20 protein-coding genes and 3 tRNA genes are annotated in these 22,564 nt (G+C 50.9%); 3 read left to right on the plus strand and 20 right to left on the minus strand.

Annotation, left to right across the window (positions count from 1 at the left end):
• Positions 1-198: 198 nt before the first annotated feature.
• From AM379_RS22685 to uvrY, 6 genes are all read right to left on the minus strand, one after another.
• Positions 199-285 (minus strand) — tRNA-Leu (locus tag AM379_RS22685).
• Positions 286-296: 11 nt separating this feature from the next.
• Positions 297-370 (minus strand) — tRNA-Cys (locus tag AM379_RS22690).
• 46 nt (positions 371-416) lie between these two features.
• A tRNA-Gly gene (locus AM379_RS22695) sits at positions 417-492 on the minus strand.
• Between the two features lie 152 nt (positions 493-644).
• Positions 645-1,193 (minus strand): CDP-diacylglycerol--glycerol-3-phosphate 3-phosphatidyltransferase, encoded by a 549-nt coding sequence (gene pgsA, locus AM379_RS22700; RefSeq protein WP_014170706.1) that lies wholly within the window; start codon positions 1,191-1,193, stop codon positions 645-647.
• A gap of 56 nt (positions 1,194-1,249) precedes the next feature.
• Positions 1,250-3,082 carry an excinuclease ABC subunit UvrC gene (gene uvrC, locus AM379_RS22705; protein ID WP_014170707.1) on the minus strand — a complete coding sequence of 611 codons (1,833 nt, stop codon included), beginning with the start codon at positions 3,080-3,082 and terminating at the stop codon, positions 1,250-1,252.
• Entirely contained in the window at positions 3,079-3,735 is a 657-nt protein-coding gene (uvrY, locus tag AM379_RS22710; protein WP_013096026.1) for a UvrY/SirA/GacA family response regulator transcription factor, read from the minus strand. Before uvrY ends, uvrC begins: the two co-directional genes overlap by 4 nt.
• Positions 3,736-4,134: 399 nt before the next feature.
• Here uvrY and AM379_RS24705 point away from each other — a divergent pair, with 399 nt between their 5' ends.
• Together AM379_RS24705 and AM379_RS22715 are read left to right on the plus strand one after the other, a co-directional pair.
• Positions 4,135-4,215 carry a hypothetical protein gene (locus tag AM379_RS24705; RefSeq protein ID WP_418251707.1) on the plus strand — a complete coding sequence of 27 codons (81 nt, stop codon included), beginning with the start codon at positions 4,135-4,137 and terminating at the stop codon, positions 4,213-4,215.
• Entirely contained in the window at positions 4,202-4,426 is a 225-nt protein-coding gene (locus AM379_RS22715) for a DUF2594 family protein (RefSeq protein WP_003859644.1), read from the plus strand. The genes AM379_RS24705 and AM379_RS22715 overlap by 14 nt, the downstream gene beginning before the upstream one ends.
• 66 nt (positions 4,427-4,492) lie before the next feature.
• On the opposite strand, the gene sdiA is transcribed toward AM379_RS22715, so the two are convergent.
• The 14 genes from sdiA to AM379_RS22785 all read right to left on the minus strand — a co-directional run bounded on the left by sdiA (position 4,493) and on the right by AM379_RS22785 (position 20,772).
• Positions 4,493-5,215, minus strand: a complete 723-nt coding sequence (gene sdiA, locus AM379_RS22720; protein ID WP_014170708.1) for a transcriptional regulator SdiA — start codon at positions 5,213-5,215, stop codon at positions 4,493-4,495.
• Positions 5,216-5,436: 221 nt separating this feature from the next.
• The gene (gene tcyN / locus AM379_RS22725; RefSeq protein WP_032678456.1) at positions 5,437-6,189 is read right to left on the minus strand and encodes an L-cystine ABC transporter ATP-binding protein TcyN; all 753 of its coding nucleotides are present in this window, start codon (positions 6,187-6,189) and stop codon (positions 5,437-5,439) included.
• Positions 6,186-6,854, minus strand: coding sequence for a cystine ABC transporter permease (gene tcyL, locus AM379_RS22730; RefSeq protein ID WP_014170710.1), 669 nt, complete (start codon positions 6,852-6,854; stop codon positions 6,186-6,188). Before tcyL ends, tcyN begins: the two co-directional genes overlap by 4 nt.
• Before the next feature lie 20 nt (positions 6,855-6,874).
• Positions 6,875-7,861 (minus strand): D-cysteine desulfhydrase, encoded by a 987-nt coding sequence (gene dcyD, locus AM379_RS22735; RefSeq protein WP_020883351.1) that lies wholly within the window; start codon positions 7,859-7,861, stop codon positions 6,875-6,877.
• A 107-nt stretch (positions 7,862-7,968) separates the two neighbouring features.
• Positions 7,969-8,769 carry a cystine ABC transporter substrate-binding protein gene (gene tcyJ, locus AM379_RS22740; protein WP_020883350.1) on the minus strand — a complete coding sequence of 267 codons (801 nt, stop codon included), beginning with the start codon at positions 8,767-8,769 and terminating at the stop codon, positions 7,969-7,971.
• A gap of 86 nt (positions 8,770-8,855) precedes the next feature.
• Complete coding sequence (gene fliZ / locus AM379_RS22745) at positions 8,856-9,407, minus strand: flagella biosynthesis regulatory protein FliZ (RefSeq protein WP_014170713.1); 552 nt, start codon at positions 9,405-9,407, stop codon at positions 8,856-8,858.
• A gap of 54 nt (positions 9,408-9,461) precedes the next feature.
• Positions 9,462-10,181: an RNA polymerase sigma factor FliA gene (locus AM379_RS22750; RefSeq protein WP_014170714.1), complete on the minus strand. Its 720-nt coding sequence runs from the start codon at positions 10,179-10,181 to the stop codon at positions 9,462-9,464.
• 98 nt (positions 10,182-10,279) lie between these two features.
• Complete coding sequence (locus AM379_RS22755; RefSeq protein ID WP_106504293.1) at positions 10,280-11,407, minus strand: FkbM family methyltransferase; 1,128 nt, start codon at positions 11,405-11,407, stop codon at positions 10,280-10,282.
• Positions 11,408-11,429: 22 nt separating this feature from the next.
• A complete protein-coding gene (locus tag AM379_RS22760) occupies positions 11,430-12,545 on the minus strand; it encodes a Gfo/Idh/MocA family oxidoreductase (RefSeq protein ID WP_050595746.1) in 1,116 nt (371 codons plus the stop codon).
• Between the two features lie 10 nt (positions 12,546-12,555).
• Positions 12,556-13,701: an ATP-grasp domain-containing protein gene (locus AM379_RS22765; protein ID WP_230682138.1), complete on the minus strand. Its 1,146-nt coding sequence runs from the start codon at positions 13,699-13,701 to the stop codon at positions 12,556-12,558.
• Between the two features lie 17 nt (positions 13,702-13,718).
• Positions 13,719-14,879, minus strand: a complete 1,161-nt coding sequence (locus AM379_RS22770) for a DegT/DnrJ/EryC1/StrS family aminotransferase (RefSeq protein ID WP_032678461.1) — start codon at positions 14,877-14,879, stop codon at positions 13,719-13,721.
• Positions 14,880-14,944: 65 nt separating this feature from the next.
• Positions 14,945-18,193: a bifunctional class I SAM-dependent methyltransferase/glycosyltransferase gene (locus tag AM379_RS22775; RefSeq protein WP_236900314.1), complete on the minus strand. Its 3,249-nt coding sequence runs from the start codon at positions 18,191-18,193 to the stop codon at positions 14,945-14,947.
• Positions 18,194-18,337: 144 nt separating this feature from the next.
• Positions 18,338-19,732: a hypothetical protein gene (locus tag AM379_RS22780; protein ID WP_014170720.1), complete on the minus strand. Its 1,395-nt coding sequence runs from the start codon at positions 19,730-19,732 to the stop codon at positions 18,338-18,340.
• 203 nt (positions 19,733-19,935) lie between these two features.
• The gene (locus tag AM379_RS22785; RefSeq protein WP_020883343.1) at positions 19,936-20,772 is read right to left on the minus strand and encodes a flagellin N-terminal helical domain-containing protein; all 837 of its coding nucleotides are present in this window, start codon (positions 20,770-20,772) and stop codon (positions 19,936-19,938) included.
• Between the two features lie 365 nt (positions 20,773-21,137).
• Between AM379_RS22785 and fliD the strand changes: the two genes are divergently transcribed.
• The gene (gene fliD, locus AM379_RS22790; RefSeq protein WP_032678463.1) at positions 21,138-22,556 is read left to right on the plus strand and encodes a flagellar filament capping protein FliD; all 1,419 of its coding nucleotides are present in this window, start codon (positions 21,138-21,140) and stop codon (positions 22,554-22,556) included.
• The last annotated feature ends 8 nt before the right edge of the window (positions 22,557-22,564 follow it).

Raw genomic sequence — 22,564 nt, forward strand, 5'->3', positions numbered from 1 at the left:
TAAGACCGTGATTTCGCAGCTGACGGCCGACGCCGACAGACCCTATCGGTAATGGCCATTGTTGGGCATGATTGCCCTCTTATTGTGGCGAAGTTGAAAGGCGAAACTAGGGTATACGGCGAAAAACAGGCACAAAAAAACCACCTTTCGGTGGTTTCACGACACTGCTTATTGCTTTGATTATTCTGCTTTTTCCCATGGTAGCCGGAGTGGGACTTGAACCCACACAGCGCGAACGCCGAGGGATTTTAAATCCCTTGTGTCTACCGATTCCACCATCCGGCCAGGGAATAAAGTGGAGGCGCGTTCCGGAGTCGAACCGGACTAGACGGATTTGCAATCCGCTACATAACCGCTTTGCTAACGCGCCGTAAAACTTTTTTACGCGACACCCGCTATTGCGCATGTCTTTAATCTGGAGCGGGAAACGAGACTCGAACTCGCGACCCCGACCTTGGCAAGGTCGTGCTCTACCAACTGAGCTATTCCCGCATGTCATCAAGTTAACTTCTAACCACTTGATTTCATTATCGTCCGGCTAGCTGTGCCGCCGTTCGATGCGTTGCATTCTACTGATATGACGGTATGAGTCAACGTTATTTTTTGCATCCCCGGATCGTTTGCTGAAAATTACGTCGAAACGATCACTGATCAAGCAAATCGCCGCGGGCAGCGTTTAAATATTGCAGCATAGACCACAGCGTCAGTACCGCAGCAACCCACAGCAGCCCAATCCCAGCCCACTCAACCCAGGCGTTTGGACGCCAGAGCATCCAGACCAGCGAGGCCATCTGCGCGGTGGTTTTCACTTTACCAATCCACGACACCGCGACGCTGCTGCGCTTACCCAGCTCCGCCATCCACTCACGCAGCGCAGAGATGATGATCTCACGACCAATCATGGTTGCTGCAGGCAGCGTTACCCACCACGTGTGGTAGTGCTCAGCCACCAGCACCATCGCGATAGCGACCATGACCTTATCGGCGACCGGGTCGAGGAAGGCACCGAAGCGGGTGCTTTGGTTCCAGCGGCGTGCCAGATAACCGTCAAACCAGTCCGTAACCGCAGCCACCAGGAAAATCAGTGCACAGGCAAAAGGGGCCCAGACGACTGGCAGGTAAAACGCCAGTACAAAGAACGGGATAAGCACAACGCGAAAAAGAGTGAGCAACGTAGGGATATTAAATTGCATAATGACGGTAACTGTTTGTTGTCAGTAAAATTTAGCTCTATGTTGCTACAGAGCCCTCAATGTTTCAACGAGTAGTAGATCTTTTCTGCCAGCGCTTGCGAAATACCCGGCACTTTTGCAATTTCCTCCATGCTGGCATTGAGTAATCCTTGCAATCCGCCCATATATTTAAGCAACATCTGTCTGCGTTTTGGCCCGACGCCTTCGATGGTCTCAAGCGTACTGGTGTTTTTTACCTTCGCCCGTTTTTTCCGGTGCCCGCTGATGGCGTGATCGTGTGACTCATCGCGGATATGCTGGATAACATGCAGTGCCGGAGAATCCGGCGGCAGGCTGAAGCCCTCCCCTTCCGGCTCAAAGAAGAGCGTCTCCAGACCGGCTTTACGATCGGCCCCTTTTGCCACACCCAGCAGCAACGGATGGTTTTTATCCCAGCTCACATCAAGTGAGTCAAAGACCGCTTTCGCCTGCCCGAGCTGCCCTTTCCCGCCGTCAATCAGTATCACATCCGGGATTTTGCTCTCTTCGATGGCTTTACCGTAGCGACGGCGCAGCACCTGGTTCATGGCGGCATAGTCATCGCCCGGCGTGATCCCGGTGATGTTATAGCGACGATATTCCGCGCGCAGCGGGCCGTTAGCATCAAACACCACGCAGGAGGCCACGGTCTGCTCGCCCATCGTGTGGCTGATGTCGAAACACTCCATCCGTTTAACCTCCGGCAGCTTCAGGAGCGTAGCCAGTGCCGTTAAACGCTGGTGGACCGTCGATTGCTGGGACAGTTTTGTAGTAAGCGCCGTCGCCGCATTGGTCCGGGCAAGCTTCAGGTAACGCGCGCGGTCACCGCGCGGTTTGGTCTGCACGTTAACCCGACGACCAGCCAGTTCTGACAGCGAATCCGCCAAAAGCGTTTTATCGTCGAGATTGAAATCAAGCAGGATCTCCGATGGCAGCGTGCGCATCTGACTCCCCTGCAGATAGAACTGGCCGACGAAGGTTTCAACCACCTCACCCAGCTCCGTCCCCCCCGGCACTTTCGGGAAATAGCTGCGGCTCCCGAGCACTTTACCCTGACGAATAAACAGCACATGCACGCAGGCCATGCCGGCGTCAAAGGCAACGCCGATCACGTCGAGATCGTCACCGGTGTTCGAGACAAACTGTTTCTCAGTGACTCTGCGCACCGCCTGGATTTGGTCGCGGATCCGCGCGGCCTCTTCGAACTCCAGCGCTGCACTGGCTTTCTCCATCCGGGCGATCAGCTGCGTTAATACCTGATCGTCTTTCCCGGCTAAAAACAGGCGCACATACTCGACCTGCTGCGCATACTCGTCTTCACTCACCAGCCCGGCAACGCATGGCCCCAGACAGCGGCCAATCTGGTACTGCAGACACGGGCGCGAGCGATTGCGATAGACACTGTTTTCACACTGGCGAACAGGGAAGATTTTTTGCAGCAGCGCCAGCGTCTCACGTACGGCATAGCCGTTGGGAAACGGGCCGAAATATTCACCCTTGGCATGTTTTGCACCGCGGTGCATAGCAAGCCGGGGGTGCGTATCGCCACTCAGGAAGATGAACGGATAGGATTTATCATCGCGTAACAGCACGTTGTAGCGCGGCTGATAGAGCTTAATATAGTTATGCTCAAGCAGCAGCGCCTCCGTCTCGGTATGCGTGACGGTAACATCAATATTCTGTATGAGTGCGACCAGTGCTTCGGTCTTGCGGGAGGCAAGGTTACTGCGAAAATAGCTGGAGAGGCGCTTTTTGAGATCTTTCGCTTTCCCCACGTAGATAACCGTACCGCCAGCGTCATACATACGATAAACGCCAGGCTGGCTGGTTACGGTTTTCAGAAATGCTTTTGAATCGAACACATCACTCACTGACTTAACAACGTCTCCGCATTACATAAACCATGCCGGATGGCCAGATGAGTCAGTTCAACATCACCATGAATGTTCAGTTTGCTGAACATGCGATAACGATAGCTGTTCACCGTTTTCGGGCTAAGATTCAGCTGTTCCGAGATCTCATTTACCTTCTGACCTTTGGTGATCATCAGCATAATCTGCAATTCACGCTCGGACAAACTGGCAAACGGCGATTCCGTTTTCTCGGGTTCGATCTGACTCAGGGCCATCTGCTGAGCAATGTCGGAAGCAATGTAACGCTGTCCGGCAAACACGGAACGGATAGCATTGACAACTTCCTGGGGCGCGGCACCTTTACTCAGGTAACCGGCAGCGCCCGCCTGCATCACTTTCGCGGGCAGCGGGTTTTCAGTATGCACGGTCAGCATGATGACTTTTGTATCAACAAAGGTACGCGCGATTTTGCGGGTTGCTTCAAGACCACCGATACCGGGCATGTTCATATCCATCAACACCACATCGGCCGAATTAGTGCGGCACCATTTTACGGCATCTTCGCCGCAACAAGCCTCACCAGCAACTTTAATACCTTTTATATCTTCAAGAATGCGTCGTATCCCTGCGCGCACCAGTTCGTGGTCATCAACAAGAAGGACGTTGATCAAAGGAAATGTCTCCAGAATAGGGATAACGCTACTGAGTGATAATTTGGTTTATATTAACGGTTTTCCTCACAAGATTAAAACGTTAAAAAATCGGCTATTCGATTTCGCTCTCGTTTTTGGAAATTAGGCTGTACAGAACGTGGAAAGAGAGCCCGCGCCACCAGGGCTTGTGCAGCTTTTTTTAAGCATCTGTATTCAAAAAGTTACAAAAAACCTGTCGCCTGAGTCCGTAAAAAAACAGTTCTTAAATTTTTGTAACAATAATTAACGGCAAGCGAACCGGGTATAAACAATTCGTCGCTATTAACGCCGCACAGTTTAGCGGCACGCGTTGTTTACGCAAATAAACATCCAGTGTAAAAGTACGAAAAACAACCGCTGCATTTTTTGCTGCGCCTTGTGGTATACTCCGCCGCCTTGACTTTCATCGTCGCGCACGAGCGCCGTTTTATAATGAGGAAAATAAATGAGCACACCTGAATTTGCCACTGCGGAGAATAACCAGGAACTGGCACAGGAAGTAAACTGCCTGAAATCGCTGCTAACGCTGATGCTACAGGCGATGGGCCAGGCTGACGCCGGTCGTGTGATCATTAAAATGGAAAAACAAATCGCGCAGATGGAAGACCAGGCTGAATCCGCGGTATTTGCCAACACCGTTAAGCAAATTAAACAAGCCTACCGCCAGTAATAAAAAACGGCTGGATGCGGTGCATTCAGCCGTTGCCTCGTCTGACACGCAGAACGTACTCTCTACTCAAATAAGCCCGGTCGCCGCCGCGTAACACGCGATCTGCGTCTTGTTAGGCGCATTGAATTTCTTCTGCATATTCTTCTGATGAAAGTTAACCGTATTCTCTGAGATGGAGAGAATGATCGCAATTTCCGCCGAGGTCTTCCCTTCCGCGGTCCATTTAAGAATTTCCCGTTCACGTTTGCTGAATTTCATCTCAGGCGGCATCACCATCTCATCTTCAAATCGAATCAACGATGTTAAGGCCACTTGCACCAGCAGTTGTAACCGCAGCTCTATTTCCTCGTGGTCTAACGGGCTCTCCAGCATGCTAGTACGAGAAACCGACAGAAAACCGAGAGCATGATTCGGCAGCATCAGACACTGCGTTATTCCTGTACGTAAGCCGTGCTCCCGTGCGCTATGCCATAATTCCTCAGCATCCGCGAATAATTCGTCAGTCCAGGGCAAATGCCCCTGGATGAAATTCTCCGGTTTTAACACCGGGTCAATGGCGAAATAATTCTTCGACTGATATTGCGCCTGCCACTGTGGCGGATAAGTGGTATGCACAGAAATCTTAGGCCGCGTAAAAGGCACGGGATGGCGTACGCAGAGTGCGTAATAATCGAATTCTAGCGCCTGAGTTTGTCGCTGAAGTTCCTGATATACCTCGTCGGCACAGGTCAATTTCTGAAACCGGAGGGAGCATTCCCGTCGCCAGGTGAAAAAGTCTGAATCCTTCATACTTACTAAATGAAGCCTCTGAAATGATATTCATTATTATGGTGAATATAACCTAACACATAAAACTTATTTCTAACTACAAAATATCGGCAACAGCACAATTAACTTTACGTTTGATAAGGTTTATTGGGCCTGAGCGGAATAAAAAAACACGGTGTCGTGCGCAGGGGGAGAATAATTTGCCCCAGATGAATTTTCTGGAGCAAATTAGTGCAAAAATTCTACTGCATAAGGAATTTTTCAAGGAACTGACGGGTTCGCGGCTGCTGTGGGTTGGCAAATAAGTGTTTTGCCGGCCCCTGCTCCACGATCCTTCCCTGATCCATGAAAATGGCGCGGTCCGCCACGTCACGAGCGAAGCTCATCTCGTGGGTAACGATAACCATTGTGCGTTTCTCCTGTGCCAGCTGGCGTATGGTGTTCAGCACCTCGCCCACCAGCTCAGGGTCGAGCGCAGAGGTCGGTTCATCAAAGAGGATCACATCCGGGCGCATCGCCAGCGCGCGGGCAATCGCCACACGCTGCTGCTGACCACCTGACAGGCGGCGCGGGTAGCTGGTTTCTTTACCGGCCAGCCCGACTTTTGCGAGCAACTCGCGCGCGCGAACCGTCGCGTCCTCTTTGGCTTCCCCTTTTACAATGACCGGGCCTTCAATGATGTTCTCCAGCACCGTCCGGTGTGGGAAGAGATTGAAGTTCTGGAAAACAAAGCCCACATGCTGGCGCAACTGGCGAATCAGACCTTTTTGCTGGCTGATGGATTTGCCGGTATCAATCGTAATATTCCCCACCCGAATCGTGCCTTCTTCAGGCTGTTCAAGCAGGTTGATGCTGCGCAGCAGCGTTGTTTTCCCGGAACCACTCGGGCCGATAATAGCGACCACTTCGCCCTGCTCAACCTCCAGATCAATCCCGTGGAGCACCGTTTGACCGTGGAATTTTTTCACCAGGTTTTTAAGGTCGATAGCACTCATTTTGGATCACGCTCCTGGCGGTTAAGCTGGTTTTCGAAATAGTTTTGCAAGGCGGATAACACCGTCGCCATTACCCAGTAAATCAGCGAGGCCGCCAGATACATGGTGAACACTTCCAGGGTGCGCGAGGTAATAAGCTGCGCCTGACGGAACAGTTCCGGTACCTGAATGGTGGCCGCCAGCGACGTGTCTTTCACCAGGCTGATAAAGCTGTTGCTGAGCGGCGGAAGCGCCACACGCGCCGCCTGAGGCAGAATGGCTCTGCGCAGCGTTTGCCAGGGCGTCATACCGATACTGGCCGCCGCTTCCCACTGCCCTTTATCAATGGACGAGATTGCCGCACGCAGCGTTTCAGAGGTGTATGCCGCCGTATTGAGCGACAAACCAATCATCGCCGCGGGGATCGGATCCAGCTCAATACCAAACTGCGGTAAACCGTAGTAGATCATAAAGAGCTGCGCGATAAGCGGCGTGCCGCGAAACACAGAGATATAAAAACGCGCCACCCAGCGTACTGGTAAGACGGGTGACATACGCATTAAGGCCAGCACAAACCCGAGTACCAGACCGAAGAACATCCCGCCAATACTGAGCTGTAACGTAAATACCGCACCTTTAAGCAGGTACGGCAGGGAATCAATAACCAGTTGAATACTTTCTTGCATTATTATTTTTCGACCTGATTTTAGACATGAGGATGGTAGGCAAACAGCGCAGGTGCCCCGCCGGTGTGAACAAACAAAATCGGCCCTTCATCCTTAAAGCGCTTCTGTTCAATGCCATCGATAAGACCGGCCATCGCTTTGCCCGTATACACGGGATCAAGCAGTATACCCTCGAGGCGCGCCAGCAATTTCACCGCGTCCATCCCCTCTTCATTAGGCGTGCCGTAGCCTGGTGCAAAATAGTCGTCCCAGAGCTGGATATCAGCCGTTGCCTTCAACGCCAGTTGCTCTGCCACCGCCTGCTGTAAGGTGACCACTTTCGGCTTCTGGTCCGCGACGCTACGCGATACCGTCACGCCAATAAGCTCGACATCGGGTAATAATTGCTCCAGACCTACCGCCAGCCCTGCGTGGGTACCTGCACTGCCGGAAGCAACAACGACAGAAGAGAGGCTGACCGCTCCCTCGCATTGCTGGGCAATCTCCAGCGCACTTTCCACATACCCCAGCGCGCCCAGCGCATTCGAGCCGCCGACAGGAATAACGTAGGGACGAAAACCCTGCGCTTCCAGACGCGTCGCCAGTTCATCAAGTTGTGCGGTCGGGTCGGTTAATGCCTCGACCATTTCGACTTGTACGTTAAACAGATCCAGCAGCAGACGGTTGCCGTTAGTCAGATAGTTTTCTGCGTGCGTTCCAATTGGGTTTTCCAGCAATGCCACACAGTGGAGACCCAGCTTTGCGGCCACCGCGGCGGTCTGGCGGACATGGTTAGACTGAATGGCACCTGCGGTAATGAGCGTATCCGCGCCTTCACGCAGGGCGTCAGCGGCCAGAAACTCCAGCTTACGCAGCTTATTGCCCCCCATCGCCATCGGCGTAACGTCATCGCGCTTAATAAAAATATCGCGTCCTAAATAGTCAGAAAATCGCGGCAGATACTCCAGCGGAGTCGGCGCGCCGATAAACTCCAGGCGGGGAAAGCGCGTTAAATTCTGTAGTGACATGGGTTCTCCGGTAACACTGACTCAATGTGATATTTTTCATTATGCACGCAGACGCGTAAGAAATAAAAAAGGCGCTTTTAAAAGCGCCTTTTTTTAACGTCAAAGACTTATTTCGTGACGTCTGCCCCGAACCACTTCTCTGAAAGGGCTTTCAGGCTGCCGTCTTTTTGCATGTCAGCAATCGCGGAGTCAATCGCTTTAACCAGGTCGTCGTTGCCTTTACGAACGGCTACACCGGATTCCTGACGAGAGAACGCATCACCGGCTACCGCCAGGGTATTGTTGGTTTTCTTCACCAGATCCAGCGCGGCCAGACGGTCAACCAGAATCGCATCAATACGACCTACGCGGAGATCCTGGTATTTTGTCGGGTCATCATCGTAAGTGCGGATATCCACACCCTGAACGTTCTGGCGCAGCCACTCTTCATAGTTGGTCCCCAGACCGACACCGACTTTTTTGCCTTTCAGGTCAGCGGCCGTTTTGATGGTGCCTTCGTTACCTTTCTTCACCAGCGCCTGGATACCGGACACGGTGTACGGCGTGGAGAAGTCATACTTCTTCTTACGCTCGTCAGAAATGGTCACCTGGTTAATCACCACATCAATACGTTTGGAATCCAGCGATGCCAGCATACCGTCCCATTTGGTCGGTTTGATGGAGGCTTTCACGCCAAGGTGTTTCGCCAGTTCCTGTGCAAATTCCACTTCAAAACCGGTGAGTTTACCGTCATCGCCCTGGAAGCTGAATGGAGGATAGGTTCCTTCCAGCCCGACCAGCAGCGTACCGCGCTCTTTCACTTTATTCAGCAGATTTTCTGCGGCGAACGTTTTCACGCTCATACCCGCGACCAGCGCGACTGCCATTACACCCATCAGCGCCTGACGACCCAGAAGTGCTAATTTCATAAATACCCCGATATAGTGGAATTTTTGAGTAGTGTAGAGAAATCACCTGCAAGGTCAAAGGCGACTGCGCTACATCTTATTCTTTTTTAATATATATCAGAAGTTGTTCCAGCGTGGGCTTTCTGCTTTATGACACCCGGCATTTGTACCTTATATTGTGCATACTTGCGCAGCGCAATGCGGTAGTTGTTGGTGCTGGTCGCAGGCAGCCACGGCTCAAGATTCTCATCCAGATAGCCGGTCTTCAACAGATCGCGGGAGATGTTGTTCACGGTGAGATGTTGTCCGAGACGGCGCAGGCGGACGACATATTCGCGTACGGTTCCGTGGCTCATCTCCGTTTGTTCAAACAGGAATTGTTTGAAGCCGATAATGTCGAAGAAGTCGCTTTGCTCTTTGCAGTGGAGATCACCGCAGAAACGGCAAAGCGCCACCCACTCTTTTTGTTCTTCGAGCCATGCTGCTTCATCCATCAACGTGTCGAGGCGTGAAATCGCGATCTTATTAACGATTTCGCCTCGACGAACCAGCGTGATACGATCGAGTAACTTGTTACAGTGGGCGCAATGCGTCTGGCTGTGTTTAAAGTCTTTCAGGTAGCGGCTTAAAGGCCGTCTTTTAGATTGCTGCACCGTCATGATAACTCCTGGTTGTCAATACGTTGTGCGGCATTTTTCAGGTGAATCAATCACCTATAACTTACCCAGCTTTGTGCGTAAACGTTTAATGGCCTGGCTGTGCAACTGGCTCACCCGAGACTCCCCCACTTCCAGAACAGCGCCAATCTCTTTGAGATTAAGCTCTTCCTGATAATAGAGGGTCAACACCAGCTGTTCGCGCTCAGGTAAAGCCTCAATCGCTTCCATTACGCGCTGGCGTAAATTACCTTCCATTAAATGGTGTAACGGGTTTTCTTGCTGATGCTCATCCGTCACCAGCTCGATGCTATCGCCATGCTCTTCTCGCCACTCGTCATAAGAGAAGAGTTGGCTATTATTGGTATCGAGCAACATCTGACGATACTCTTCAACAGCAATGCCAAGACGTTCCGCCACTTCTGTTTCCGTAGCGTTACGTCCCAGTTCCTGTTCCAGCTGCCCCATCGCATGCGCCACTTCGCGCGCGTTGCGGCGAACACTGCGCGGCACCCAGTCGCGGCTGCGCAGCTCATCCAGCATCGCACCACGAATACGCTGAACTGCGTAAGTCGTAAATGCCGTTCCTTGCAGAGCGTCGTATCGGTCAACTGCATTCAATAACCCGATACCGCCCGCCTGTAGCAGATCGTCAAGTTCCACGCTCGCCGGCAAACGCACCTGGAGGCGCAATGCTTCGTGACGCACCAGTGGGACATAACGCTGCCACAGCGAGTGTTTATCCATTACACCTTCAGCGGTATAGAGTGAATTCACGATAAACAGCCCTGCGTTAGTTGAGTTATCGGCATGATTATCCGATTCTGCAGGGCGTTCAATTGGATGAATAGTGGGTAAAATGGGGGGTTATTTGCCTATTTCTTTATATACCGTGACTTAGGCACAGCATATAAAACCAGTTCGAAGGCCAGTTCAGGGTGATGTCCGCGCAGATAAAACACATAATCAGCACTGAGAGAGGCAATATATTGAGGAATTGTCAGGAGATCTTCCGGCTTATGGTAAAGACTTATTGCCAGTAAAGGTTTCCAGTCCTGAATCGTGCTTGCAGCGCCCTGCAAGGCTTTTAGTTCAGCGCCTTCGACATCCATTTTTATAAAGGTGGCTTTGCGCCCCTGCAGGATATTATCAATGCTATCCAGTTCAATGGTCACCGTGTTCGTGCTTTGTTCCATCAGGCGTGAAGAGAGTGCATTTCCCGACTGAAAAGAGAGAACGGTGTTTTCATCCCATACGCCCTTTTGCACTGGCTGACAAAATGGCCACTGGCGCGTATTTTCACAAAGTTGAGCATAATTACTGGCATCAGGCTCAAAGCCGATAACGCTTTCTGGCTGCGCGACCTGCTGACGGGCCACTTCTTGCATAAACGCCCCAATGCTATCGCCATTGTAGGCCCCGCAATCAATAAACACTTCGTTATCCTGCAGGCGGACAATATCTGACGGGAAATAATGTACCGGTTCGTATACCGCCTGGTAATAGCCACGGGTAGCAGTTAAACGCTGTTTAAGAAATGCGACCAGCGTTTCCCGCGAACGATCGTCTTCCAGGCTCGCGTACAGATGTTCAAGAAGGTCCTTATGTTCATCACAAAATGACGGGGTATACCAGAGAGTTGTGCTGACGCCGATAAAAGCAGGATCAAATACAAGCACATTGGCGCCCCCCTGCCGAAGTTCTGCCTGCATCGCGTCACTAACATACTGCAACGCCACGATACAGTTGGATTCACCGGGTTGTTCAAGGAGATCTTCGATTGCCACAACCGGGAGACCGTGGAAGCTCATCCCTTCTGTAATATATTTTCTGTTAAGTGCGACTTTATGGAGCGGCATGTTTTCCCGGAACATAAATTCTGCCGTCATCTGCCCCAGACAGCCTGCCCCATAAAGCACAATCGGGAGCCCATTGGCTTGCATTGAGTTGATGCTCTCAAAAAAGGCGTTATCGTAACCCTGTAACTGTTCCAGTAATGTCATATAGTCCTCAGCACAACCGTTATTAACGTAATAATTCGACTTTGGCAGACGTCAGTGCGCTCTGCTGCGCTTTTTCGAGAAATTCCAGCCCACGGACGGCCGTATCGCAACTGAGGCTGTATCCCGTAGGTTCACCACGTAAACTGGCGGCAATATCGGCGTAATAGTTTGCAAATGCCTCAATGAATCCGGCAGGGTGCCCTGCTTTGAAGCGGCAATAGCGGGGCTGGTTGGCCACCGTATTGTCTCCGGCTGTTCGGTCGATCAAGCGAATATTCCCATGTACATCAGCAAGATGGAGATACTCAGGCTCCATTTGCAACCATTCTGCGCTGCCTTCAGAACCATAAATTCGTATCCGCAAACCATTTCGGTAACCCAGCGCCGCTTTGCCGTACCAGTAATTACACACCATATCGTCGTCGTAACGGGAAACCAGATTCACCGTATCGACAACATTCGGGACGCGCGCAAACGTGCTGTTAATCGCATAGACATCCTCGGCACGTTTATCCGTCAGAAACTCCACCAGTTGATGCACATGGACCCCAAGGTCGAGGGAAACGGTCGGGATGTCACCATCAACGCGACGCCATTCCTGAGGCTGAGCCACACTGCCATCTTCCCGGCTGCGAATAAATCCTTCCTGAGGCATTTCCACCATGACATGCTGAATGCTCCCCAGTTCACCGCGACGTAACCGTTCACGCAATTCGCGTACCATCGGATAGCCGGTATAGTTATAGGTGACGTAGAGTTGTCCATTGATGTCTGCCACGCGCTGGGCGATATCGCGCGCATCCGTCACACTGGCGACCATGGCTTTTTCACTGATAACCGGAAGACCGTATTCAAGACAGGCCAGAATAATTTCACGATGGGCCGGGGTCGGCGTCAGGATGACAACGGCATCCATTTGTGCGTGCTGCTCTTCCAGCAGGGTCGCCGCATTCGTATAAATGGCTTCATCCTTTAGTCCCCATGCCAGCCCCGTCTGTTTGCTAAGCGTTTTATCGCGGCTAAAACATCCCGTCACCAACTCGAAATGGCCGTCCATTTGACTGGCAATTTTGTGCGTCAGACCAATTGCTGAATTGATCCCTCCGCCAATAAACCCAAGAGATAGAGGCCTGTTCATAGTCCGGTCCTTACAAAGAAGAAAAAGAAAAATAGTTTTTAAGCTGAGGCGTGTGGCTTGCCATGGCGTCAAGATCGGTAAACTCAGCAAAAATTAACCCTGCCCGATCCCCTGGCGCAGGGCCGATTTCATCGCCGGGTTGTTTAAGCGGTATCGCCTGAAGGATGTTGGCTGGCAGAGGCGCACAGTTAAACCCGAAGAAAAGGCTTCGATGAGTTGAAGAGACCGTATGACGGGCAATATTGCGCCGACGTGCGGGACGCCGGTGCGCCAGGTGACTTGTCTGTCCGATGAAAGGCGCAACAAATTCACGGCAATAATCGACGCCCGTGGAAAGCTCAATCAATTTCGAATAGAGATCGCCCGGACAGCGGCGTGTCACTTCAATCAGCCAAAATTGCCGTTCGTCAGCAATAAGTTGAGTATGTAAGAGTCCATCGACAAGGCCTAAGTCGCTGACAATGGCCTGCATACATTCACTGATTTGATCACGCATCGACTCGGTCAGATTGACACTCAGACAGCTGCTGTTCACTTGCCACGGATAGACTGTGCAATATTCATCGACAAAAAATTCGCAAGTGATTTCCCCCCCACGAATAAACGCCGAGTGACTATACAGCGCCCCCTGGCAGAACGTTTCAATGACACAATGTCCGCCCGCTGACGCAGCACGCGCGACGTTGACCGCCTCATCAAGCTCATCTGGCTGATGAATCAATGAGATCCCTTTTCCACTGTATGCGTCGACAGGTTTTACCAGTAGCGGGAAAGGCATCGTACGCGCCTCCTGCACGTTACTGGCAGCTTTTGGAATAGGATATCCCTTCTCGCTGGCCCATTTCCTGAAGCGGTCCTTGAGGAAAAGGAGATCGCTTACCTCGGGAGAGTCATAGCCGGGAAGGCCCAGCGCCTGCGCCACGCGGCAGCCAGAAAGATAAGAAACATCCGTCACACCAGGCGACAGCGCCGTGATTTTTTCCTGGCGGGCAATGGCCAGTACCGCCTCGCTGTCAGCGTAATTTTGCGCCCAGGTCGCATCGGCATATTTCATCCCTGCATCCTGGGCTTTACCGCTACAGGCAAGCGTTCGAAACCCTGCGGCTTTTATGGCCTGCTGTAATGGCAACGAGGCAAACCCTGCATCAAGGATCATCGCTGTAGGCATCATGCTCATACCGCAATCTCCGTGACTGGCGTCGGTTCGTTACCCTGCGCCTGTCCTACCAGGGAAGCACGCTTCAGAGCATTCACGACCCGATCCTGTTCTTCCAGCGTCATTCCTGGATAAATCGGCAAGCACAGCACCTTTCCGGCGATATCATTCGCAACGGGCAGATGTTCTTCCGCCGAAGTAGGGAAACCTCTGTACATGGCAAATGAACTAATGAGCGGGTAGAAATAGCGACGCGTCAGAATGGCATCCGCTTTAAATAACTCATATACCCCATCACGACTCATCCCGAAATGCGGTTCGATGAGCACCGGGAAATAGGCGTGGTTCCAGCTCACATCGTCGGGTACGTCGACAAACGTTAATCCTTCCAGCCCGTCTAACATTTCACAGTAGCGTTGATAAATCGCCTTTCTTTCGTCCAGTGCTTTATCAATATGTTTAAGCTGCAGAAGACCGAATGCAGCTTCCACCTCATTCATTTTGGCGTTAATGCCAGGAGCCACGATGCGGGTTTCACCAGCAAAGCCAAAATTCTTAAGGTAATCGATGCGCTGTTTGGTTTTGAGATCGTGACTTATAATGGCCCCGCCCTCAAAGGTGTTAAAGACTTTGGTGGCATGGAAGCTGAGTACGGATAAATCACCGTGATTTAAAATGCTTATATCGTTTTTGCGGACATTAAATGCATGTGCTGCGTCATAAATAACCCGCAAACCGTACACATCTGCAATTTTCTGAATTTTATCGATGTCACAGGGAATCCCATAACAATGAACAGGCAAAATTGCGGTGGTGTTAGGCGTAATTAATTCTTCAATGCGATCCGGATTAATATTATAGGTTTGGGGATCGATATCAGCGAAGACCGGCGTTAATCCGTTCCACAATAAGCTATGCGAGGTCGCAACAAAGGAATACGGCGTGGTGATCACCTCGCCAGTCAGGCGCAACGCCTGAAATGCCGTCAGCAGCGCCAGCGTTCCGTTTGCAAAAAGCGAAAGGTGCTTTACACCCAGATATTCCGCCAGAGCCTGTTCCAGCTGCTGATGAAATGGTCCGCCGTTTGTCAGAGTTTTATTTTGCCAGATTTGCTCCAGATAAGGGATAAACTCTTCCAGAGGGGGCAAGAATGGACTGGTTACGTAAATTTTACTCATATCCTACCTCGGTAATGATACCGTTAAATTTTGCCCACATGGCCGGCTTAGTTAACCCTTGCGAGTCAGGAATGCTGTTCAGTGATGAGAAACGCATGCGGCTCTTCTCCCCGACAATAAATTCCCCACGCTTCACGCAGCGCCCGTTCAAAGTTTTCTGCAATATTAAAATCTGGCACGTGGTCTACGGGGATCCTGTCTCGCATCCCCAGTCGGATTTCAGCAAGTTCTGGAATACGTTGCCCCCAGGCGATTGCTCTGGAAATATAATCTTCCTCATCAATCGCAATAAACTGCTCCAGTCTATAAGAACGCATAATATCGACGCCCTGCTGACATGGTATGGTCGGGCCATTCATGGTGATTGTCGGGACGCCCATCCAGGCGCCATGATGCGTCGTCGTTCCACCGCTATAAGGGAATGCATCAAGTAAAATATCAATCTCATGGTGCATCGTGAGGTACTCATCCATTTCCACGAGTCCCCGGAAGAGCAATCTGTCGCGAGAAATTCCGCGCTGTTGCAGGCGTTTTGTCATGGCCGAAATCATTTCGGCATCAGTCATGTTACCGATTAACAGCCTGGCTTCAGGGTAACCCGTCAAAATAGATGCCCATGCATTCAGCACCTGATCGTTAATTTTTTTAGAGCGGTTAAAACTGGCAAAGGTAATATAACCGTTACGCAGCGCAGGTAATGGATTGATGTCCGGACTGAGAGGATGAGGTTCGAAACTCTTGCGTGTCGCAACGAACATCGCGTTTTCCACCAGCTGTTTTTCAAGCTCCTGAGACTGCGCCAGGCTCGCCGAAAGAAGTATATAGTCCATCTCTTTCAGACCCGTCGTGCCCGGATAACCTATCCATGTGATCTGAATCGGAGCCGGACGCAACGCGAAAACAGGCAATCGGTTGTAGGCTGTATGACCCGATAAATCGAACAGAATATCAATCCCGTCTTCAGCTATCAGTTTCGCCAGTTCAATATCGCTGATAGCATCAACCTGACGCCATAGCGTTGCGCTCTGGCGAAGGTGACAATACGTGTCATCTTCTTCAAGGAACAGGGTGCTATAGGCCACCAAATCATACTGTTCACGATTGATGGCATCCCAATAAGGCAGAAGAAAATTCGCCACCGGATGCTTACGCAAATCGCCTGAAACAAAGCCAAGTCGAAGCTTACGCTGAGGTTCTCTGGAATTATTGAGAACCAGTTTTACCCCGCTCTCTGTTGCCCAGGTTGCTGCGCGGCGGCCGTATTCAAGGTGCTTTTCCAGCAACGTCTCGGCCGTTACGCTAGCGTCGTGGCTCATTACAAACAGTAAGTTACTGAAGTAGCCGAAATTATAATTGCTAAGCTCTACGGCCTTTTCCATAAAATAGCGCGCTTCTGCCATTTTATGGTTGTCACTCAATACAATCCCAGTGAGCCCAAGTGAACTGGGCCCCGGGTGCTGGAAGCGCATAATCTCCCTGCAGCATTTTTCCGCTAGTGCCATATCGCCATAGGCATGATGCAGCGATGCCAGACTTAGCCAGTAATCAATATTTTTATTATTCAGACGAAGCAAGGTGCGGACAATTTGCCGTGAACCGTAGAATTCACGCTTGCGCTGCAACACCGTGGCAAGATCATAATAGATATCAAGGCTCGAGAAATAATAGCCCATCAGTTTACAAAGCGACGCCAGCGCGTCATCCCAGGCGGAAGTCAGCACGCATGTTTTTGAATAGCAGCGAAGGACGTGAATATTGTCTGGATTTTTTTCCATTAAATCACGAGCATACTCGCGGGCTTCTTTAGAACGGCCTTTTTGGATAAGGCTGTTTGCGCGCTCGTAGATAGCGTCCACGTCCGGGTCGGCTAATACGGGTTCGGCATTGCTCTTGATAAGCATTCCGCCCTGCTGTTGATCGACACTAAGCAACAACAACAGAGAAAGTTGCGATTTCAGTACGTCGAGCATGCCTGCACGCAGAAAACACTGCAGTTGCTTTTTCCAGGCCTCAGGCGAGCCGGTTAGCAACCCTTTAATTTTCAATGAAGAGTAGAGTTCCCAGTTCGTCTGCCCGGCATGCCCCATTTCGAAGCGCAAATAATTCCACTCAGCAGGTGTCAATGAAACCCACTCTCCCCACAGGTTCATGATGCTTACATCGTTCGCAGGACACGCTGGTGGTAGCAACCCTACCGGTGCCAGTTCATCATTTTGCGCAGCGTTGTATGCCCCGGGGGTGGCACTCCAGAAAAATCCGTCAGCACAGGTCATAAACAGCGTTTTTAATGCTTCCCACACCGTCTCCTGATAATCCTCATGCGTTTCAGGAGCCCGGCAATTGAGCACAAGCTGTTCGAAACTTAAGGACATAGGCCAGGCATTGCCCAACAACTCCATGATCCTGATAATAATGGCATTGTCGGTACGCATGATCCGTCCATTATTATTTCTGAACACGCGGGGCGCTTTTGCAGAATCCAGTTCGATCGGCATAAAGCTTCCGGCCCAGTGCAGGTTTCTCAGGAGGTTCAGATCCGGGTGAACCGGCGGCGAGAGGCGATTTAGGTGGCACAGCAAGGAAAAGCGTTCTTCGCGTTGAACGGCGTAATCAAGATATTGCTGCGACAAGGTTCTGCTTGCCCCGTCGCTGACGGCACCCAGTAACTGTTCGATTCTCGGACTATAGAAGCTTCCCAGTTCCGACTGTGGCAGCAAATCGCCCAGGAACTGCAGACCGGCGAGTTCAGCCTGCGCGTTAAAATCCCCGAGGGTGCATGCCCCGTCACTCGGGCTTAAATAGGCCAGAATTAGCGCGTTATCATCCATTTCTTCAGCGAGAAGGACTTCATTTTTCAGCGAACCCTCTTCCAGCGTGAGCAACATAAAGCTCAGCATGGCGCGGGCTGATGCCAGCAGGTCGCTGCCCTCTTCTGCGCGATCAAGATGGAACCGTAACGCTTCACCCAACGTTATGCGCGCTATGCTGCCAGGCAGTACTGACCACTTAATGGCGATAACGCCGTTGGCAGATAAATGCGCCTGGCACCATGTCAGCAACGCTTCCCGTTCGCTTTTTCCAAGAAAAGCAAAGGTCTGATGAATAATGATGTAATCTAACTCACCCGGATCCGCGGCGAGCAAATCCCCTAATCCTGCAGCAAACAGTTCAACGTTATGACATCCCAGTTCGGCAGCAAACTTCTGCCCCTTCACGATCGCCTCTTCGTCAATATCGATACCCAGAGCGATACTCTCAGGATGCGCCCAGGCGTGCATAATCAGACGCGTTGCTGAACCACAGCCAATCTCCATGACACGGGCAAACGCTGGCAGTGGCGTGGTCAGATGATTAAGCACCGCAGTGGCATGAATGGTCTCGGGGCTGACCCGATAATAGGGGTACTGTGTCGTCACGTTTTTTCCAGATTCTGTTCTTACGGTCACAGGGCAAATGCTTCAGCGTTGATACGTGCGAATAAGCGACGATTTATATTCCTGGTATGGGCCTGCTGTGTTCCTTGCAACCCAACAGAACGCCTCCTCACCCGACTGGCTATCGAGTATTCCGCTACGCTCGGCACGCGCGATCGCCAGACGGTCTTCTGGCGAGAGCGTGTCCAGACAGGAAAAGAGTGCGACTTGCTCCAGACCAGGCGCATGATTGCCGCTGGCGAGGTTGGTATGGATGAACGGCACAACGCGGTCGAAATATCGTTGCGCTACGCCGCCGGGTTTTGCGTAAATAAAACCGGCAAAAACCTCTTCCCAGAAAGGTGAGGATTCGGTTTGCAGGAGCAACAGCGCCGTTTCTGGCTCACACCACGGCTTACGCACCAGCACATTAGGGTTAATGGCAATAATGGGAGTGTTAAACGCCTGCAGTGCGTGGTGCAGGAAAACGATGCGACGTGCAGCACGGACTACCGACATGTCCTCATTACGGGTTATTTGCTCATGGCTTGCAGAGAGGTTGAGCTCAGGTAGCTGTTCGCGAAGGGTCATCAGGCTATGTTTAACATCATCATTGCCGTTAATTAGATGCACGTGCACATCAAGGACGTCGCGATTGGTCTCATAGAGTGAATAGAGCATCGGCACAGCGTGCTCGAAATAATCCTCGCTGTCGCACGTGACTAGCACCGTTGTTTTGGCAGCTGTGCTTTTTGCGATCCAGTAATCGTAGGATTGATTTTCCACCGCATGCTCGCTCACATGAAGCGATCGAAAATCGATGTACGAATCGGGTATGCCCCCCAGCCTGTAGATGCCGCAGGTAATCATCAACAGGGCCATAGGATCTTCGCCGATTAATGCAGCGTCTGCCGTCAGAGCCTGGATAACAACCATCGCCTGGTTGAAATCATTTTCCATTAAACAGATCAACAGCAGGATTTTCAGCACAGGTGCCGAATTGCTGACCAGCGAAAGGTTGTTGTTAATTAAAAATAACGCTGAGCTGATTTCATTGACGCGGAACAGAAGCTGAATGGCGGCGACAAGATAGTGAATGTTGTCATCGGCTTTTAACGCCGACACAATATATTCTGTCAGTTGGGTACTCATCTCGGCAGAAAGAGTCTGTTTTTCGCCAATGACGGACTCATCCAGTGCGGTGTTTGCCAGCACGATGGCACATAGCATGTCTTTTAAAGCCGTATCCTTTTCAGCATCCAGTCCCGTTTCGGCCACACGAATCATGGGTTCGAGCGCAGTGAAATTAGTGCTTTTAAAACTGAAAATTTCGGCCGTGATGTTGGCGGGCATAACATCTGCTTCTGGCAGATCAATGAATCGGGTAAACACATTCCGATAAAACTGACGCATAGCCCGGCTACGTGCGAATTCACTCATCTTATAACTCTTCGGTAAACTGTCGTCAGACGACCGGAAAAGGAGATTTTAGGCAGAGTAACACTGTGTTTCGGGGGGTGATGGCGGGAAAACGCTGCTAAATGCAGCCTTATTTTACAGATTACGATCCGGTGATTTTACGGAAAAATAGTGAAAAAAAAGGCTGCTGTTTCCAGCAACCTTTTTTAAAGATAGTGCGTCTATTAACGCAGCAGGGACAGCATCGCCTGTGGAACCTGGTTTGCCTGAGACAGCACGGAAGTACCAGCCTGCTGCAGGATCTGCGCGCGGGACATGTTAGATACTTCAGTTGCGTAGTCAGCATCCTGGATACGAGACTGAGCAGCAGACAGGTTAGTGATAGAGTTGTTCAGGTTGTTAATGGTAGATTCGAAACGGTTCTGAATCGCACCCATGTTAGAACGAGCGGTATCAATTTTAGAGATAGCGTTGTCAGCTGCAGTGATGAAAGCTTTAGCAGTGCTGTTATCGGTGATAGTACCGGTCAGGCCAGTGTCGAGGCTGGTAGCTTTAGCATCAATCAGTGCGCCAGTGGTGATAGCGATGCTATCAGTTGCACCAGTACCTGCGCCAACCTGGATGTTCAGAGAAGCAGTCTGGCTACCGTCCAGCAGTTTTTTGCCGTTGAAGTTAGCAGCGCCAGCGATACGGTCGATTTCACCCAGACGCTGAGTAATTTCAGTGCTGATTGAGGTGTAGTCAGTGGTACCGTTAGTATCGTTCGCAGCCTGAACAGCCAGCTCACGGATACGCTGTAAGTTGGAGTTGATCTCGTTCAGGTTACCTTCAGCGGTCTGAACCAGAGAGATACCGTCGTTGGCGTTACGAGCAGCCTGAGTCATCCCTTTAATCTGAGAGTTCATACGGTTTGCAATCGCCTGACCCGCAGCATCATCTTTAGAGCTGTTGATACGCAGACCAGAAGACAGACGCTCAATAGCGGTGCCCAGAGAAGACTGAGATTTGTTCAGGTTGTTCTGAGTGGTCAGGGACAACAGGTTAGTATTGATAACTGACATAATTTTAATTCCTTCAAAAATGGTTTCTAGGGTCGGTGCCTAACACTCACGGCGTCTCTCACCGTCAACAAGGTTATCGACGCTCGAACAGCAGACTTTAGAAAATATCGAAGAAAATATTTAATTATTTGTTTTATAAAGATTTATTTTACACCAAAGCGGCTACAGAGTGCATGATGAATAAAAGATTAACGCAAAAAATCACCGTCTTATTCTCTTCGGTATATTTCTTCGTCATGCACCCTGTTGATTTAAAACGCGTCATTTAGGTCGCTTATTCAGCGATATATTTTTTAAGCTTGCCGTAAACTTTTCGTCGAACGGGCCGATAAACGACTGAAACATCCATTAAGAAGGAACACTACATGGCGACTATCAGTAATCTCGGGGTGGGCATGCCCGGCCTGTCAGATCTGTACGATAAGCTGCAGGCAGCAGAAGAAACAAAATTGACGGCTATTGCCAAGCAAAAAACCACCTACGACGCGCAGATTACCGGTTACGGCAAATTACAAAGCGCCCTGACGAATCTGCAAACCGCAGCTGCTAAGCTCGCAAAAACAGATACGTGGAACTCAACCTCCATTAGCAGCACCAATACTGCATTTTCGGCTATCAGTACCTCCGGCGCTAACGTTGGTGATGTGACAGTCAACGTCAGCAAGATTGCTAAAGGCCAGGTGCTGACGACCACGCCAGGCACTATCGACAGCAATACTAAGCAGTTAGGTGGCACCACGGGCACCAACAGCCGAACCATTACCATTACCCAGGCAGGCGCTGACAGTAAACCACTGACGGTAACCCTGGCCGATGGCGATACCTCCCTGAACGGGATCGCTAAAGCCATTAATGCTGCCAACGGCGGTGTCTCGGCAAGTGTGGTGAAAGCGGATGATGGCGACTATCGTCTGATGCTGACCTCCAAAACCACCGGTACCGATTCTGATATGACGGTAACAGTGACCGGCGACGATACGCTGAAAGGCATCATTGGCAGTGGCGCACTTACCGAACAGGTAAAATCACAAAATGCCGTCGTTAACGTCAACGGTATCCAGATTGTCCGCCAGACCAACACCATCACTGACGCCATTCCAGGGGTAACATTAACCCTGAAAGCGCAGAGCACGGCCGATGAAACCCTGACCGTAACCCGCTCTACAGACGATAACAAAAAAGCCATTACAGAATGGGTAACTGCCTATAACTCTCTGCAGTCCACCATTGCCTCATTGACGAAATATGAGCCACCTGCGGTGGGTGCAACCGCCCAGTCTTCGAATAACGGCGTACTGATGGGTGACAGTACTATCCGCGGAGTACAATCCGATCTGCGTGCTTTATTGACCAATGTGCAGAGCGGTTCCTATGCCATTATGGCCCAACTTGGCATCACACAGGACCCGGTCAAAGGCGCGGACGGCGCGGTTGGCAACCTGAAAATTGATGATAAGAAATTAACCAAGATCCTCACGGATGACCCGGCTGGCGCTCAGGCCTATTTTGTCGGGGATGGTAAAACCACCGGTTTCGCCACCCAGATGAACAATACGCTGACTGACATGCTGAGCACCTCTGTAGGTAAAGAAGGCGTCATTCAGAATGCGAAGGACGGTATTAACGCCACGCTCAAATCCATCGGTAAACGTTATGACGCGATGGAGTTGACGATTGAAGCCACGATGGCGCGCTATAAAAAGCAATTTAACGATTTAGATAAGCTGGTCACTAAATTCAATGGTACGGCCACTTATTTGACCCAACAGTTCAGCAGTAAGTAAGAAAGGAA

It is taken from the genome of Enterobacter cloacae complex sp. FDA-CDC-AR_0132 (assembly GCF_003010695.1).
GTDB lineage: Bacteria > Pseudomonadota > Gammaproteobacteria > Enterobacterales > Enterobacteriaceae > Enterobacter > Enterobacter ludwigii.